Origin of the sequence: Paraburkholderia elongata, from assembly GCF_013177735.1 — a bacterium.
Classification (GTDB): Bacteria; Pseudomonadota; Gammaproteobacteria; order Burkholderiales; family Burkholderiaceae; genus Paraburkholderia; species Paraburkholderia elongata.
The window spans coordinates 1-14,691 of the sequence record NZ_WOEZ01000065.1 but is presented as its reverse complement, the minus strand read 5'-3'; the positions used below and the strand labels follow the sequence as shown (position 1 = coordinate 14,691).

The 14,691-nt window shown below is 62.6% G+C and carries 14 protein-coding genes; 11 read left to right on the top strand and 3 right to left on the bottom strand.

From position 1 onward, the window contains the following. Window positions 1-39 precede the first annotated feature (39 nt). Complete coding sequence (locus GNZ13_RS13400) at window positions 40-1,509, top strand: efflux transporter outer membrane subunit (protein ID WP_328807226.1); 1,470 nt, start codon at window positions 40-42, stop codon at window positions 1,507-1,509. Window positions 1,510-1,833: 324 nt separating this feature from the next. Further along, window positions 1,834-2,019: a hypothetical protein gene (locus GNZ13_RS13395; RefSeq protein WP_120297341.1), complete on the top strand. Its 186-nt coding sequence runs from the start codon at window positions 1,834-1,836 to the stop codon at window positions 2,017-2,019. A 164-nt stretch (window positions 2,020-2,183) separates the two neighbouring features. Here the strand turns inward: GNZ13_RS13395 and mgrA are convergent, their stop codons facing one another. Next, entirely contained in the window at window positions 2,184-3,227 is a 1,044-nt protein-coding gene (gene mgrA / locus GNZ13_RS13390) for an L-glyceraldehyde 3-phosphate reductase (protein ID WP_172164765.1), read from the bottom strand. Window positions 3,228-3,447: 220 nt separating this feature from the next. On the opposite strand from mgrA, the gene GNZ13_RS13385 reads away from it, so the two are divergent. After that, complete coding sequence (locus GNZ13_RS13385; protein WP_172164762.1) at window positions 3,448-3,654, top strand: DUF3185 family protein; 207 nt, start codon at window positions 3,448-3,450, stop codon at window positions 3,652-3,654. A 72-nt stretch (window positions 3,655-3,726) separates the two neighbouring features. Here the strand turns inward: GNZ13_RS13385 and GNZ13_RS13380 are convergent, their stop codons facing one another. Then, window positions 3,727-4,488, bottom strand: coding sequence for a phytanoyl-CoA dioxygenase family protein (locus tag GNZ13_RS13380; protein ID WP_172164759.1), 762 nt, complete (start codon window positions 4,486-4,488; stop codon window positions 3,727-3,729). A gap of 462 nt (window positions 4,489-4,950) precedes the next feature. Here GNZ13_RS13380 and GNZ13_RS13375 point away from each other — a divergent pair, with 462 nt between their 5' ends. Beyond that, entirely contained in the window at window positions 4,951-5,319 is a 369-nt protein-coding gene (locus GNZ13_RS13375) for a hypothetical protein (RefSeq protein WP_172164756.1), read from the top strand. A gap of 375 nt (window positions 5,320-5,694) precedes the next feature. Here the strand turns inward: GNZ13_RS13375 and metK are convergent, their stop codons facing one another. Beyond that, the gene (gene metK / locus GNZ13_RS13370; RefSeq protein ID WP_172164753.1) at window positions 5,695-6,882 is read right to left on the bottom strand and encodes a methionine adenosyltransferase; all 1,188 of its coding nucleotides are present in this window, start codon (window positions 6,880-6,882) and stop codon (window positions 5,695-5,697) included. A gap of 278 nt (window positions 6,883-7,160) precedes the next feature. Here metK and GNZ13_RS13365 point away from each other — a divergent pair, with 278 nt between their 5' ends. The 7 genes from GNZ13_RS13365 (at window position 7,161) to dksA (ending at window position 14,585) form a co-directional block, all read left to right on the top strand. After that, window positions 7,161-8,045 carry a lipid A biosynthesis lauroyl acyltransferase gene (locus GNZ13_RS13365; protein WP_172164750.1) on the top strand — a complete coding sequence of 295 codons (885 nt, stop codon included), beginning with the start codon at window positions 7,161-7,163 and terminating at the stop codon, window positions 8,043-8,045. Between the two features lie 91 nt (window positions 8,046-8,136). Beyond that, window positions 8,137-9,000, top strand: a complete 864-nt coding sequence (gene dapF, locus GNZ13_RS13360; RefSeq protein WP_172164747.1) for a diaminopimelate epimerase — start codon at window positions 8,137-8,139, stop codon at window positions 8,998-9,000. Window positions 9,001-9,212: 212 nt separating this feature from the next. Then, a complete protein-coding gene (locus GNZ13_RS13355) occupies window positions 9,213-9,932 on the top strand; it encodes a DUF484 family protein (protein WP_172164744.1) in 720 nt (239 codons plus the stop codon). A gap of 33 nt (window positions 9,933-9,965) precedes the next feature. After that, window positions 9,966-10,889 (top strand): tyrosine recombinase XerC, encoded by a 924-nt coding sequence (gene xerC / locus GNZ13_RS13350; protein ID WP_172164741.1) that lies wholly within the window; start codon window positions 9,966-9,968, stop codon window positions 10,887-10,889. Window positions 10,890-10,999: 110 nt separating this feature from the next. Further along, window positions 11,000-12,202 carry a class I SAM-dependent rRNA methyltransferase gene (locus GNZ13_RS13345; RefSeq protein WP_172164738.1) on the top strand — a complete coding sequence of 401 codons (1,203 nt, stop codon included), beginning with the start codon at window positions 11,000-11,002 and terminating at the stop codon, window positions 12,200-12,202. Between the two features lie 216 nt (window positions 12,203-12,418). Continuing rightward, window positions 12,419-13,516 (top strand): CobW family GTP-binding protein, encoded by a 1,098-nt coding sequence (locus GNZ13_RS13340; RefSeq protein WP_172164735.1) that lies wholly within the window; start codon window positions 12,419-12,421, stop codon window positions 13,514-13,516. A gap of 649 nt (window positions 13,517-14,165) precedes the next feature. Next, entirely contained in the window at window positions 14,166-14,585 is a 420-nt protein-coding gene (gene dksA / locus GNZ13_RS13335; RefSeq protein WP_012431412.1) for an RNA polymerase-binding protein DksA, read from the top strand. Window positions 14,586-14,691 lie beyond the last annotated feature (106 nt).

The window sequence follows — 14,691 nt, the reverse complement described above, 5'->3', positions numbered from 1 at the left end:
ATCGTGAACACGCCCGCCTCCGCCTCTCGTGTCGCGCTTGTGGTCACGCTTGTTGCCGCGGCGTTGGTCTGCACGCTCACTGCGTGCACCGTCGGCCCCGACTACGTCAAGCCACCGGCCACCACCGCCGCGACCTACAAGGAACTCGAAGGCACCGGCTGGAAGCCCGCGCAACCCGCCGACACCCTCACGCGCGGCGCGTGGTGGAGCGTCTACGCGGACCCATCGCTCGATGCGCTCGAACAGCAGGTCGCGAGCGCGAACCAGAACGTGCAGGCCGCCGAGGCGCGCTTTCGTGCCGCCCGCGCGACGGTCGCGCAATACCGCTCGACCTTCTTCCCTGTCGTCAGCGCGAACGGCGACTATTCACGCGCGCGGAGTTCCGAGAATGTGCTGCACAAATCGACCGCCGGTCTGGCGCTGAACGACTATCTCGTGCAAGCCGACGCTTCGTGGGAACCGGACTTGTGGGGCCGCGTGTCGCGCAGCGTCGAAGGCGCGAAAGCCGAGGCGCAGGCAAGCGCCGCCGATGCACAGGCCGCGCTCCTTTCGATGCAGGCCGAACTGGCGACCGACTACTTCGAACTCCGCGGTTTCGATCAGGAGCGCCAACTTCTCGACGACACGATCACGGCCTACAAGGAAGCACTCGATCTGACGCAACACCGCTACGCCGGCGGCATCGCCACCGACGCCGATGTCGCGCAAGCGCAAACGCAGTTGCAAACCACTCAGGCGCAAGCACTCGACCTCGGCGTGCAGCGCGCGCAGCTCGAACACGCGATCGCGATCCTGATCGGCCAGACGCCTTCAACCTTTTCTCTGCCGGTTGCGCCGCTCACCGCAGTGCCAGTGGTAGCAGGAGCGGGCGTGCCATCCGCGTTGCTCGAACGACGGCCCGACATCGCATCGGCAGAGCGGCACGTCGCCGATATGAACGCGCAGATCGGCGTCGCGACGGCAGCATTCTTTCCGAACCTGATTTTGTCGGTGACGGGTGGGCTCGAAGCGACCAACTACAGCCAATGGTTGCTGGCGCCGAGCCGCCTGTGGTCGCTCGGGCCGGCACTGGCCGGCACGCTGCTCGACTTCGGCGGACGTGCGTCGGTGAAAGAGCAAGCCCGTGCGCACTACGACGAAAGCGTCGCGCAGTACCGCCAAACGGTGCTGACCGCGTTCGGCGAGGTCGAAGATAACCTCGCCGCATTGCGCGTGCTCGAACAGGAAGCCGCCGCGCAGGACGACGCGGTGGCCGCCGCGCAGCGTTCGCTGGCTGTCGTGTCGAACCGCTATAAAAACGGCGCGATTACGTATCTCGACGTCGTGGTTGCGCAAACCACTGCGCTCTCAAACGAACGGAATGCGGTGTCGATCGCGCGCCGTCGTATGGCCGCGAGCGTCGCGTTGATCAAGGCATTGGGCGGCGGTTGGGACGCGTCCGCCTTGCCGACCGACGAACAAATTGTGCATCCCGCAGCGCCTGCGAGCGATGCATCGGCGCACGGTTAGCGGTTATTTCCCCAAGGGATGCGAAAACCGCGGCGAGCAGGCCGTCTGCGAGCGCGATGACAATGTCGCGCTGCACATCGAAAAGGCGTGGAAAGTAAGGCCTGTGTAAGCAAACACTTCATTTTTTACGGCGCTTTTGCTGCGGAGCGCCAATCGCGGGAGCCCTTGCAGCACTGGGTTCAGCAGCCTGCGAAGACACGCTGCAGCGCCGCAAAGCGTTGTTATGCTGATCTAACCGTCGCCTATACTCGAATCGCGCGTTGGCAGTGCATGACTCCAGAAATCGAGCCACTGCCCTCGCCGGTACTAAATAAGGAGACGGGTATGACGACCTACTTCACGATCGGCGATTTCATCCTGGTCATTCCGATGGCGCTGGCCGGCGCTTTGTTTGTCGGCGCGCTTCCCTGCAAGACGGAGTTGCGTCACAACGCGCTGCGCGTGCTCGGTGCGCTGATCGGCGTGGTGTTCGCGGTCGTGCTGGTCGAGGGCTTGCCTGCGCTGGTTTAGCGGGGTCTGGCGAAGACGGCCTCTACGCTTCGCCGATGGTTCGATCGACTGAACGCAGTCGCTTCGGCCACTGTGCGGGAAGCGTGTACGCTTGAATCGCATCAATAAAGAAAGCCGCCTCACGGGCGGCTTTCTTTGTTTCTACGACCTGAAACTCCGTGCGATCAGATCGCCTGATCCGTCGACGGCTTTTCCCACAGGTTAATGCCACCTTCAGTCGCGTAGCGGTCGATCTCCGCCAGCTCTTCCTTCGAGAACGCGAGATGCTTCAGCGCGCCGACGTTCTCGCGCACCTGTTCCGCGCGGCTTGCGCCGATCAGCACGGACGTGACGCGCGGATCGCGCAGCGCCCAGGCGAGCGCCATCTGCGCGAGGCTTTGTCCGCGACGCTGCGCGATGTCATTGAGCTTGCGCACGTGTTCGATGTTTTGCGGGCTCAGATGCTCCTGCTTCAACGAACCGCCGCCCGGCTTGTTGACGCGCGCGTCTTCGGGCACACCGTTCAGATACTTGCCGGTGAGCAAGCCCTGCGCGAGCGGCGTGAACGCGATGGCGCCCGCGCCGACTTTTTCGAGCGTCTCCAGCAGCTCATGTTCGATCCAGCGGTTGAGCATGTTGTACGCCGGCTGATGGATCAGCAGCGGCACCTTGTACTCGGCGAGCAGCTTCGCCATTTCGAGCGTCTTGGTTGCCGAGTACGACGAAATGCCGACGTACAGCGCCTTGCCCTGCTGCACGGCGCTCGCCAATGCACCGGCGGTTTCTTCGAGCGGCGTATCGGCATCGAAACGATGCGAATAGAAAATATCGACGTAGTCGAGGCCCATGCGCTGCAGGCTCTGATCGAGACTCGCGAGTACGTATTTACGCGAGCCGCCGCCCTGTCCGTACGGACCCGGCCACATGTCCCAGCCCGCTTTCGACGAGATCAGGAGTTCGTCGCGATACGGCTTGAAGTCATCTTTGAAGAGCCGGCCGAAATTGGTTTCGGCGCTGCCGTACGGGGGGCCGTAGTTGTTGGCGAGATCGAAGTGAGTGATGCCCAGGTCGAAGGCCGTGCGCAGGATTTCGCGCTGCGTGGAGATCGGCGTGGTATCGCCGAAGTTGTGCCACAGGCCCAGCGACAGCGCCGGCAGTTTGAGACCCGACTTGCCGCAGACGCGGTATTGCATGTCCGAATAGCGTTCTGAAGCTGCTTCGTAAGCCATTGCTAGTGTCCTTGATGTTGAAGTCGTCCGTCGATCACGGGCGTGAGGAGATCACGTGCTGCGGGAGGCGTGCAGGTTCTATGTTTGGGTATGGGTGAGACCAGAGCGCTATGGTAGCCAATCGCCGCGGAGCCTGCAGAGGCCCACTATGCGGGATGGACGATTGCTTGCGGCTCCCCTACACTTTGGCCGATCAAAAGCTTATTGAAGGGGTGGGTTCATGACGAAGGCGATTTCAATCGCGCTGATTGTCGGCGGTATCGTGTTGTTGTATTTCGGCGGGCAGGCGTTCAACTCGGTCAGCAGCGAGGTGTCTCGCGTGTTTACCGGGTCTCCGACCAATAAGGCGATCATGCTGATTGTGGCCGGCGTTATCGCCACCGTCGCCGGCCTGACCGGCGTGGCCGTTTCCGGTCGCAAGCGGTAGATAAGCGGTAGGGCGTTGATTGCCTGCGCGGCGCAAGACCAGAGAACATCCGCGCCGCGCAGAGCAAAAAACCTAAAAGGCAATCTCAGGCTTGGCCGCCGAGCGGGACCCCGGCAGGGGCACATTGCTCGCCCCGTGATAGGTAAACACCAAAGAAAATTTCACCTGATCGCTGAGGTTCTTGCCAGCCGAATGCAGCGTGTTGCAATGAAAGAACACCACGTCCCCCGCCTTGAGCTCGGGCGAAACCGCGGTGCGAATCAACGCCTGATTCTCTTCCAGATCGGAGCGGAAAAACTTGGCCTCGTCGAACCGGTCGGAAGTGAAGGCAGCGCTGTGCGACTTCGGCACTAACCACAATGCGCCGTTATCGACCGTCTCCGACCCGACCGCGAGCCACACCGACACCAGGTCGTCACGCTCGAACGACCAATACCTCACGTCACGATGCCAGCCGGTCAAGCTGCCATAAGCAGGGTGCTTGGTCATCATGCAATTGTGATGCGCCCGCGATAAGCGCGGCTCCTCACCGAAGTACAACTCCATCCAGCCGCGAATTTCCGGCGCGGTCGCCCATTGCGCAAAATGCGGATGGCGCCCATATGCATCCAGCAGCCGGCGAACCGTATGGCCGCCCGGCGCATGTTTCGACTCCGGCGCACCCGGATAGCGAAGATCCGCTTCGAACTCGATCGGCGCTGCCGCTTCCTGCAGCTGGCGCTCCGCTATCTGCTTCAGTTCGTCGCAACGCTCGGGCGACACCAATCCAGGCACAACGACAAATCCTTGCTCCCGCAACGTTTGAATCTGTTCTTTTTTCGAGTGAAGTGACATGGTGTTCCGTTACTTTCGACTGACTGATGCTCGATTGTAAAACGGGCGCGATCGGACTGTGCGCTGTTTCGGCTTTCGAGAAGTCCGGGCCTTACGCACTACTTTCACGCGAAATGGCGGTTCGCACGGCACGCTGTCAGGGCAAGCACGCACAAAAATCGACCGCAAAGGGTGCGACCCCGCAAGCATGCACGTCGCGCTCACCCCGTAAAAACCCGTATTCGCAGGGTAAAAACCGACTTTCTGACGTCATGAATCGCGTGTAGCCTGCACACATGTTGATCGCTACTCCCGCACTTTTGCGGCGCGCACGCGCCGCTGTGACCGGCTCCGCCGTCCTTCGTGCCCTTTTCCGTCGAATTCCGGGCTATCGCGCCGTCCATCGCGACATCGCCATTGGCACATTTGGTGCTCTTTCTGGCGCACACCCCGTCGCGCGACACGTTGCCTACTTGTGAAGCCATGCATACTCTTCTGAGCACCCGTCTTACCCGCGCCGCATTGAAAGCGGCGCGTCCGGCGCGCCGCCATGTCGTGCGCGCACTGCGTCACCATGCCACCCGCACTCGCGCATTAGGCGAACAATGGCGCGAAGCCAAAGCGGTCGACGGCATTCGCACGTGGTTCCACACCTTTTTTTCCGCGCTGCGCCTGCAAGGCAGTTCGCGCCGTTTTTCGCTGCGCACGCTGCTGCGCAAACCGACGCCGCTGCGCCTCACCGCGACGCACAATGCACCGGCCGCCGCGCCGCAAAGCACGAGCCGCCGCCCGCGCCGTATGTCGACGAACGGCAGCACCGGCTGGTTTGCGTTCGCGTTTGCGAGCCGCTGATACAGGATCTTCGAAGGCAATAAAAAAAACCCCGCACGGCTCGCGCCCCAGCCCCTCACTTAGTGTGTTGTTAGGGGCCTTGTCGTACAAGGCTGATTCGATGCCGAGGACCGCTCGGTCCAACCCGCGAAGCCCCTACGTTCGTTGCAAACGCTGAGCCGGTGCCCAATCAACAGCAGCCTTCCTCGCCCCGCCGCACGGGGACTTTGCCGGGTTACGGGCGCAGAGAAATATTTTCGAAATAAGAAGAGCCCCGCCAATCCAAGACTGGCGGGGCTCAGCGTTAAATCAACTGTCCAGCAACAACACGCCAAGTGAGGGGCTGGGGCTCGCGCCGGCGGGGTTTTTTGCTGAAGCGGACTGTACGCCTGCTTATCAGGCGAGCGCGGCGACCGGTTCGGTGCCGGCTGCTTCGGCGAGCGCCAAAGCTTTATCAGTGGCTTCCCACGTGAATTCCGGCTCTTCGCGGCCGAAGTGACCGTAGGCCGCGCTCTTCTCGTAGATCGGGCGCAGCAGGTCGAGCATCTGGATGATGCCCTTCGGACGCAGATCGAAATGCTCCTGCACCAGACGCGTGATCGTCGCATCCGACACGCGGCCCGTGCCGAACGTGTTGACCATCACCGAAGTCGGCTGAGCAACGCCGATCGCGTACGACACCTGAATCAGGCAGCGCGACGCCAAACCAGCAGCCACGATGTTCTTCGCGACATAACGGCCGGCATAGGCCGCCGAACGGTCGACCTTCGAGGGATCCTTGCCCGAGAACGCGCCGCCGCCGTGCGGCGCTGCGCCGCCGTACGTATCGACGATGATCTTGCGGCCCGTCAGACCGCAATCGCCTTGCGGACCGCCGATCACGAACCGGCCGGTCGGGTTCACCAGGAACTTGATGTCGCCCCTGATCAGGTCAGCCGGCAGCGTCGGCTTGATGACTTCTTCGATCACGGCTTCGCGCAGCGTGGCCAGATCGATGTCCGGCGAATGCTGCGTGGACAGCACCACGGTGTCGATCGCATGCGGCTTGCCGTCGACGTAACGCACGGTGACCTGCGACTTCGCATCCGGACGCAGCCAGGGCAGACGGCCGTCGCGGCGCAGATTCGCCTGGCGCTCCACCAGACGGTGCGACAGGTGGATCGGCAGCGGCATCAATTCCGGCGTTTCTTCGCACGCGTAACCGAACATCAGGCCCTGGTCGCCAGCGCCTTGATCGAGGTTGTTGTCATGCGCACGGTCCACGCCCTGGGCGATGTCAGGCGATTGCTTGTCGTACGCCACCAGCACTGCGCAACCGCGGTAGTCGATACCGTATTCGGTGTTGTCGTAGCCGATGCGCTTGATCGTGTTGCGCGCCACCTGGATGTAATCGACGTTCGCGGTGGTGGTGATTTCACCGGCCAGCACGACGAGACCCGTGTTGCACAGCGTTTCGGCTGCGACACGCGAGTACTTGTCCTGAGTCAGGATGGCGTCGAGGATTGCGTCCGAGATCTGATCCGCGACTTTGTCGGGATGGCCTTCGGAAACGGATTCGGAAGTGAAGAGATAGTCGTTTGCCACGTTGCAGACTCCTGTTGTGTGGTTACGGTTGAGTTTCACGTAGCCAGCTTCGGGAGCCTTGAAGCGGCGACGCTTTAGCGGATTACCTTACCGGCAGGGGGCATATCCCATGGATCGCACCCGCCAGCTTCGCCCCGCAAGTTGTCTATTAACTCGGCGAAGCCCTTATTATAGCGACTTCCTTTGATTGTCACAGAGTGATCACCCGTGCTGTATTTCGACCCGTCTTCAGGTTACTTGAGCAAAGCGTCGCTCGACGCCCCACACGGAGGGGCGACATGCTGAGTCGTCTTGGCGCCCACCTGGCCATTGGACTGCTGAAATTTCTGGCGTTATTGCCGTACGGTTTCGTTGCGCGACTGGGCGACGGGCTGGGCTGGCTGCTCTATCAGATCCCCAGCAACCGTAAGCGCATCGTCCACATCAATCTGAGCTTGTGTTTCCCGGAGTGGAGCACCGAGCATCGCGAAGAGATCGCGCAGAAACACTTCCGCCACGCGATCCGCAGCTATGTTGAGCGCAGCGTGCAGTGGTTCGGCTCTGCCAAGAAGCTGGAGAAGCTCGTGCAGGTGGATAGCGAGATCGATCTACTGGATCCCGACATGCCGCCCACCCTGTTGCTCGGCGCGCATTTCGTCGGCATTGAGGCGGGCTCCGTGTTCATCAATCACGCGCTGCGTCGGCAGTGCGGCGCGCTCTACCAGCCGATGTCCAACAAGGTGCTCGACGACGTGGCGATAGCCGCGCGTGGCCGCTTCGGCGCGGACATGGCAAGCCGCGCCGACAGCGCGCGCATCGTGCTGCGCTGGCTGCGAGACCGCAAGCCCGTCATGCTCGGCGCCGACATGGACTACGGCATGCGCAACTCGACGTTCGTGCCGTTCTTCGGCGTACCGACCTGCACGCTGACGGCCGTCGGGCGGCTCGCCGGGGTCGGCCATGCGCAAGTGGTGCCGTTCATCGGCGAGGTGCTGCCGAACTACAAGGGCTACCGGCTGAAGGTCTTCAAGCCGTGGGACAACTACCCCACTGGCGACGACGACGCCGACGCCCGCCGCATGAACGCCTTCCTTGAAGAGCAGATTCCGCGGATCCCCGAGCAGTACTACTGGGTGCACAAGCGCTTCAAGACCCGGCCGCCGGGCGAGCCGAGGGTCTACTGAGCGGTCTTAAAAAAGCGCCTGAACGCGGAAATGAAGCGGCAAATAAAGCGGCGTTCGGCCCACCTGCGGGCGCGTCACTTACAATAGCGTGATGAAACTGAAATTCACCAAAATGCACGGCGCGGGTAACGACTTCGTCGTGCTCGACGGCTACACCCAACCGGTCAACCTGACGCCGGCGCAGGTGCGCGCGCTCGCGGACCGGCATTTCGGCGTCGGCGCCGACCAGTTGCTGCTGGTCGAGAAGCCCACCGTGGAAGGCGTCGATTTCAGATATCGCATCTTCAATTGCGACGGCGGCGAGGTCGAGCACTGCGGCAACGGCGCGCGCTGCTTCGTCAAGTTCGTGCGCGACAGCGGCCTGACCGACAAGCGCAGCGTGCGCGTGCAAGTGCAGAACGGCACCATCCTGCTGACCATGCAGGAAAACGGCGAAGTGCTGGTCGATATGGGTGCGCCCGTATTCGAACCGGAGCGCGTACCGTTCGCCACCAAAGGCCTCGAAGGCCGCCGTGAGGGCGCTGACACGCTCTGGCCACTCGACGTGAACGGCGTGACGCGCTGGATTTCGGTGGTGTCCATGGGCAATCCGCACGCGGTGCAAGTGGTCGACGACGTCGAAGACTTTCCGGTGCTCGTCGAAGGCCCGGTGATCGAGCGACATGCACGCTTCCCGCAGCGGGTGAACGCCGGCTTCATGCAGATCGTCGGCCGTAGCGAGATCAAGCTGCGGGTCTACGAACGCGGCGCCGGCGAAACGCTGGCCTGCGGCACGGGCGCGTGCGCGGCAGTCGCTGCCGGCATTCGCCGCGGGCTGCTGGATGCGCCGGTGCTGGTGCACACGCACGGTGGCAAGCTGACCATCACGTGGGACAGCACGCAAGAAGGCGCGCCGCTGCTCATGGCCGGCCCAGCGGCAACCGTTTTCGAAGGCGAGATCGAACTGGCCGACTGACCCGCGCCAGCGCAATACCCGACGCAGTACCTGACGCACCACCCGATTTACCGGCCGAGCGATCGGCCGAGGAAGTACCCGACACGTGGCCTCGAATAGGCCGATGAAGACGCCGATGAAGAGCCGGACCAAGCGGCTCTTTCACCGGCCGACCGAACTCATGACCGATGCGCCGCCCGAAGGCGTCGTCCCGTAGTCCTTTAGCCGAAACCATGAACGATCGCGAAGTCGCCGAATATCTGCTCGCCAACCCCGATTTCTTCGCCGAACACGCGGAATTGCTCGCGACGATCCGGCTTGCGAACCCGCACGGCAAAGCCGCGGTGTCGCTGCAGGAACGGCAAATGGAAATGCTGCGCGACAAGAACAAGCATCTCGAACGGCGTCTGGCCGAGTTGCTGCGCTACGGTCACGAAAACGACAGCATCGCCTCGAAATTCAATCGCTGGACCATCCGCGTGATGGCCGAGCGCGATCCGTACGCGCTGCCGCGCACGATCGCCACCGGTTTGCGGGAAATTTTCGATGTGCCGCAAGCCGCGCTGCGCGTATGGGACGTCTCCGAGCCGTATGCACAGGCCGAGTTCGCGCGCCATGTCGGCGAGGAAGTGCGAATCTTCGCGAACAGCCTCGCCACGCCGTACTGTGGCGCGAACACCGGCTTCGAAGCGGCACAGTGGCTGGCGCCGGCGGTGTCGGCGGTGAGCGACGATGGGTCCGCAGGAAGTACAGGCGAGTCCGCGCACACCACCGAATCGATTGCGTTGCTCGCACTGCGCGACCCAGAAGGCACGGAAGAAGCGCCCACCTTCGGCCTGCTGGTCATGGGTTCGGCCGACGCACGCCGCTTCCATGACGGCATGGCCACCGATTTCCTGACGCAGATCGGCGCGTTGGCGAGCGCGGCGCTGAGCCGTTTGCTGCCGCGCTGAGCCGCTGATCCGCCGATCCCGCAAAAGGCCATCGTGACCGACGCCGACCCGATCGCCGCCTATCTGTCGAATCTCGAACATGAGCGGCGATTGTCGGCGCATACGCTGCGCGGCTACACCCACGAACTCGAGGAACTCAAGCTGCTGGCCAAAGGCCGGCCGCTCGAAAGCCTCACCGCTGTCGATATTCGCGGCGCGGTGTCGCGGGCGCATGCCGGCGGCCTGACGGCGCGCTCGATCAGTCATCGGCTGTCGTCCTGGCGGGCGTTCTACCGCTGGTTCGCGGGCCGCGTCGATCTGCCGGCCAACCCGGTTGCCACCGTGCGAGCGCCGAAGCAGGCCAAAACACTGCCTAAAGCGCTTTCCGTCGACGATGCCACGCGCCTGATGGAAAGCCCGCCCGCCGCGACGCCCGAAGGTTTGCGCGACCACGCGATGCTCGAACTGTTCTACTCGTCGGGCCTGCGTCTGTCCGAGCTGGTCGGCCTCGACGCCCGCTTTGCCGACGCCGGCGGCTACCGCTCCGCGGGCTGGCTCAAGCTCGACTCCGCTGAAGTCGAAGTGCTCGGCAAAGGCAACCGGCGCCGCATCGTGCCGGTCGGCAGCAAAGCGCTCGACGCCTTGAAAGCTTGGCTCGCGGTGCGCGACCAGATGGTCAGGCAGGATCCGCATCCGCTGTTTCTCTCGGCGCGTGGCAATCGGCTGTCGCCGAACGTCGTGCGTGAACGTGTGAAGCGTGCGGCGCTGGTCGCCGGTATTCCCGCCAACGTGCATCCGCACGTGCTGCGGCATTCGTTCGCCACGCACGTGCTGCAGTCGAGCGGCGATCTGCGGGCCGTGCAGGAACTGCTCGGGCACGCCAGCATCACCGCCACGCAGGTCTACACCGCGCTCGATTTCCAGCATCTCGCGCACGTCTACGATCAGGCGCATCCGCGCGCCAAAAAACGCGACTGACTCCGCTCTTTGCTTGTTGTTTTGCTTTTTGCGGCTTGCGGTCTCCGCCTTCGCTTCACCTGCCGTGTGCCTCTTTCTCCACGCGGCCTACTGCTTCTGCTGACACCCTGATGAATACCGTTACGCTCAAACCGTCGAAAGAAAAATCGTTGCTGCGCCGCCACCCGTGGGTCTATGCCAACGCAATCGATCGCGTCGACGGCAATCCCGCTCCCGGCGCGACCGTGCTGGTGCGCGCGCACGACGGCCGTTTCCTCGCGCGTGCGGCCTACAGCCCGCATTCGCAGATTCGTGCGCGCGTGTGGAGCTTCGACGAAGCCGAGCCGATCGATCACGCGTTCTTCAACCGCCGAGTGCAGCGCGCGCTCGTGCATCGTCAAACGATGGTGCACAACACCGGCGCCGTGCGGCTGATTTTCGGCGAAGCGGACGGCCTGCCTGGCCTGATCGTCGATCATTACGTCGCCGAGGACGAAGGTCAGCGCAGTCAGCTGGTGTGCCAGTTCATGGCCACGGGCGTCGAAGCATGGAAGGAAGCGATCGTCGCCGCGCTGGCCGACGCGACCGGCTGCCCGAACGTCTACGAGCGCTCGGACGTGTCGATCCGCCAGAAGGAAGGGCTCGAGCAGATCACCGGCGTGCTGGCTGGCGAAGCGCCGTCGGAAGCGCTGATCGCGAGCGAAAACGGCGTACGCTATCACGTCGACGTGCGCAACGGCCACAAAACCGGCTTCTACGTCGACCAGCGCGACAACCGCCTGTTGGTGCAGGAGCTGGCGAACGATCGCGACGTGCTGAACTGCTTCTGTTACACGGGTGGTTTTTCGCTGGCAGCCTTGAAGGGAGGCGCTAAACGCGTGGTGTCGATCGATTCGTCGGGCGACGCGCTGGCGATCGCGCAACAGAACGTGGCCGCCAACGGTTTCGACGCCGAGCGCGCCACCTGGCTCGACGCCGACGCGTTCAAAACCCTGCGCCGCCTCTACGACGAAGGCGAACGCTTCGACCTGATCGTGCTCGATCCGCCGAAATTCGCGCCGTCGCGTGAACACGTGGACCGCGCCTCGCGCGCCTATAAGGACATTAACCTGACCGGCCTGAAGCTGCTGCGCCCGGGCGGCCTGCTGTTCACCTATTCATGTTCCGGCGCGATCGATTCGGAGTTGTTCCAGAAGATCGTGTCCGGCGCGGCGGCCGATGCACGCGTCGATGCGCGAATTCTCAAGCGCCTTGGCGCCGGGGTCGACCACCCGTTGCTCACCGCATTCCCGGAAGGCGAATACCTGAAGGGCCTGCTGTTGCAAATTGCCTGATCGCCCATAGTTTCAGGGCTATTTCCCGCGCGCCGTGGAGGGGTTCGCCCCCGCCGCCAGCGCCGGCTCGACAGATATGTTTCAATATCCGGCTAGATCGGGCCGCGCGCCGTCAGGCTGTCGCGCCCGGCAAACCGGATTCGCAGACGCATTCGCTGCAGCTTGCGCGCTGCACATTCGATTCCGCACAGATTCACGTACATACAGGCGACCACTATGATCCCAGTCACCATCCTGACCGGCTTTCTCGGCAGCGGTAAAACCACCCTGCTCAAGCGCATTCTCAACGAAAAGCACGGCATGAAGATCGCCGTGATCGAGAACGAGTTCGGCGAAGAGAACATCGATAACGAAATCCTCGTGCAGGACACGAGCGAACAGATCATCCAGATGAGCAACGGCTGCATCTGCTGCACGATCCGCGGCGACCTGTCGCGCGTGCTGGGCGATCTGGCGGCGAAGAAGCAGTCCGGCGAACTCGATTTCGACCGTGTCGTGATCGAAACCACCGGTCTCGCCAATCCGGGCCCGGTCGCGCAGACGTTCTTCATGGACGACCAGATCGCCAACGAATTCCTGCTCGACGCGATCATCACGCTGGTCGACGCGAAGCACGCGAACCATCAACTGGACGAGCATGAAGTGGTGCAGCGCCAGGTCGGCTTCGCCGATCGCCTGTTCATCACCAAGGCCGATCTGGTCGACGAAGAGCACATGGACGATCTGCGCCATCGCCTGTTGCACATGAATCCGCGTGCGGCGATCAAGATCGTCAATTTCGGCCAAGCGGACATCAAGGAAATCTTCGACCTGCGCGGCTTTAACCTGAATTCGAAGCTCGAAATCGACCCGGACTTCCTCGCTGAAGACGAACATGCGCACAACCACGCTCACGCACATGACGAGCACGGCCACACCCATGCCGATCACGACGATCACGAAAACTGCGATCACGACCACGGCAAGTGCGACCACGAAGGCCACGACCACGCGCATCACCATCACGCGCACCATGACGACAAGATCAAATCGTTCGTCTACCGCAACGACCGTCCGTTCGATCCGAACAAGCTCGAGGACTTCCTCGGCGGCATTCTGCAGATCTACGGCGAGCGCCTGCTGCGCTATAAGGGCGTGCTGTATATGAAGGGCGTCGATCGTAAGGTAGTGTTCCAGGGCGTACACCAGATGATGGGCAGCGATCTGGCCGCGAAATGGCAGCCGATCGAGAAGAAGACCAACAAGATGGTGTTCATCGGCATCGAACTGCCGCAAGACCTGATCACCGACGGGCTGGACGCCTGTCTGGTGTAAGCGTCACCGCCTGCCGTGTCGTGCGGGTGGCGCGGCACGCGGCGTGCTGGAGCGCGCTGACTACGGGCGTTCGCCCGGCGGGCACGAAGGAAATCGTCTGCAGAATGTGCAGAAGCGCAGCCGAAAGCCTGCTGAAATGTCGGTCGTGTGAAAAGCACGTGAAAACCCTGCTGTATTAAAGCGTGCACGACCATCGCTTTTTGACCGTGCGCGCGTTATATTTTCGGGATATCAGTGCGCCGCCGGGGGATTTCACCAGTTGCGGTGCTAGATTGTGATTCAGTTACAATACGTGCCCACTGGAGAATGACAACGAATTGCCCGGTCAGCGCGTATTCCGCGCCGGGCCTGAAACGGCGCCGGAAAATCTTATCCGGGACTCACGCCGACAATGCCGGCTGGCACAGCAGACAACGCGCGCTGCCGGTAAGCAATGCCTCAGGAGCATTTGAGAAACGGTTTCCAGAGGAGTTCGGCCCCGCATTGGCGTAGCGACGCCCGGCGCGTGGGCGCAAGGCGCTTCGGGCGTCACCGACAGCCCATCGTCCGTGCCCGCCCAGCGCTCAGCGTCCTCGTGGCGCCTTTGCGGGCAATACGAAAGTGCGGGCACTATGTAAGAGTTTTGCCTCACATTGAAGAAGCAAGCCAGATGACGACGAAACGACTCTTGACTGAAGCCGAAATCCTGAAGATGAGCGACAAGGATTACATGAATGAGGATCAGCTCGCTTTCTTCAAGAACAAGCTCGAACAGCTGCAGGCGGACATTCTCCGCAATGCCGGCCAGACGACCGAGAACCTGCGCGAAACAGTAATCGTGCCTGATCCGGCCGACCGTGCAACGATCGAGGAAGAGCATGCGCTCGAACTGCGCACGCGCGACCGCGAGCGCAAGCTGCTGAAGAAGGTGCAGCAATCGATCGCGCGCATCGATTCGGGCGATTACGGCTGGTGCGAAGAAACCGGCGAGCCGATCGGCATTCCGCGTCTGCTCGCACGGCCCACGGCCACCCTGTCGCTCGAAGCGCAGGAACGCCGTGAACTGCGCCAGAAGCTGTTCGGCGACTGAACGCCTGCGGCGCGGCTTCGGCTCCGCGCCCTTTTAAGCTGCTTCGTCGAGAGGCGCACGGTGATCTGTGCGCCTTTTTTCTTTTGTGTGCCCCACCGCACCATCC

Coding starts and splice junctions, on each gene's coding strand:
- GNZ13_RS13395 (WP_120297341.1), top strand. CDS start 1,834: ATGACGACCTACTTCACGATCGGCGATTTCATCCTGGTCATTCCGATG.
- mgrA (WP_172164765.1), bottom strand. CDS start 3,227: ATGGCTTACGAAGCAGCTTCAGAACGCTATTCGGACATGCAATACCGC.
- GNZ13_RS13385 (WP_172164762.1), top strand. CDS start 3,448: ATGACGAAGGCGATTTCAATCGCGCTGATTGTCGGCGGTATCGTGTTG.
- GNZ13_RS13380 (WP_172164759.1), bottom strand. CDS start 4,488: ATGTCACTTCACTCGAAAAAAGAACAGATTCAAACGTTGCGGGAGCAA.
- GNZ13_RS13375 (WP_172164756.1), top strand. CDS start 4,951: ATGCATACTCTTCTGAGCACCCGTCTTACCCGCGCCGCATTGAAAGCG.
- GNZ13_RS13365 (WP_172164750.1), top strand. CDS start 7,161: ATGCTGAGTCGTCTTGGCGCCCACCTGGCCATTGGACTGCTGAAATTT.
- dapF (WP_172164747.1), top strand. CDS start 8,137: ATGAAACTGAAATTCACCAAAATGCACGGCGCGGGTAACGACTTCGTC.
- GNZ13_RS13355 (WP_172164744.1), top strand. CDS start 9,213: ATGAACGATCGCGAAGTCGCCGAATATCTGCTCGCCAACCCCGATTTC.
- GNZ13_RS13345 (WP_172164738.1), top strand. CDS start 11,000: ATGAATACCGTTACGCTCAAACCGTCGAAAGAAAAATCGTTGCTGCGC.
- GNZ13_RS13340 (WP_172164735.1), top strand. CDS start 12,419: ATGATCCCAGTCACCATCCTGACCGGCTTTCTCGGCAGCGGTAAAACC.
- dksA (WP_012431412.1), top strand. CDS start 14,166: ATGACGACGAAACGACTCTTGACTGAAGCCGAAATCCTGAAGATGAGC.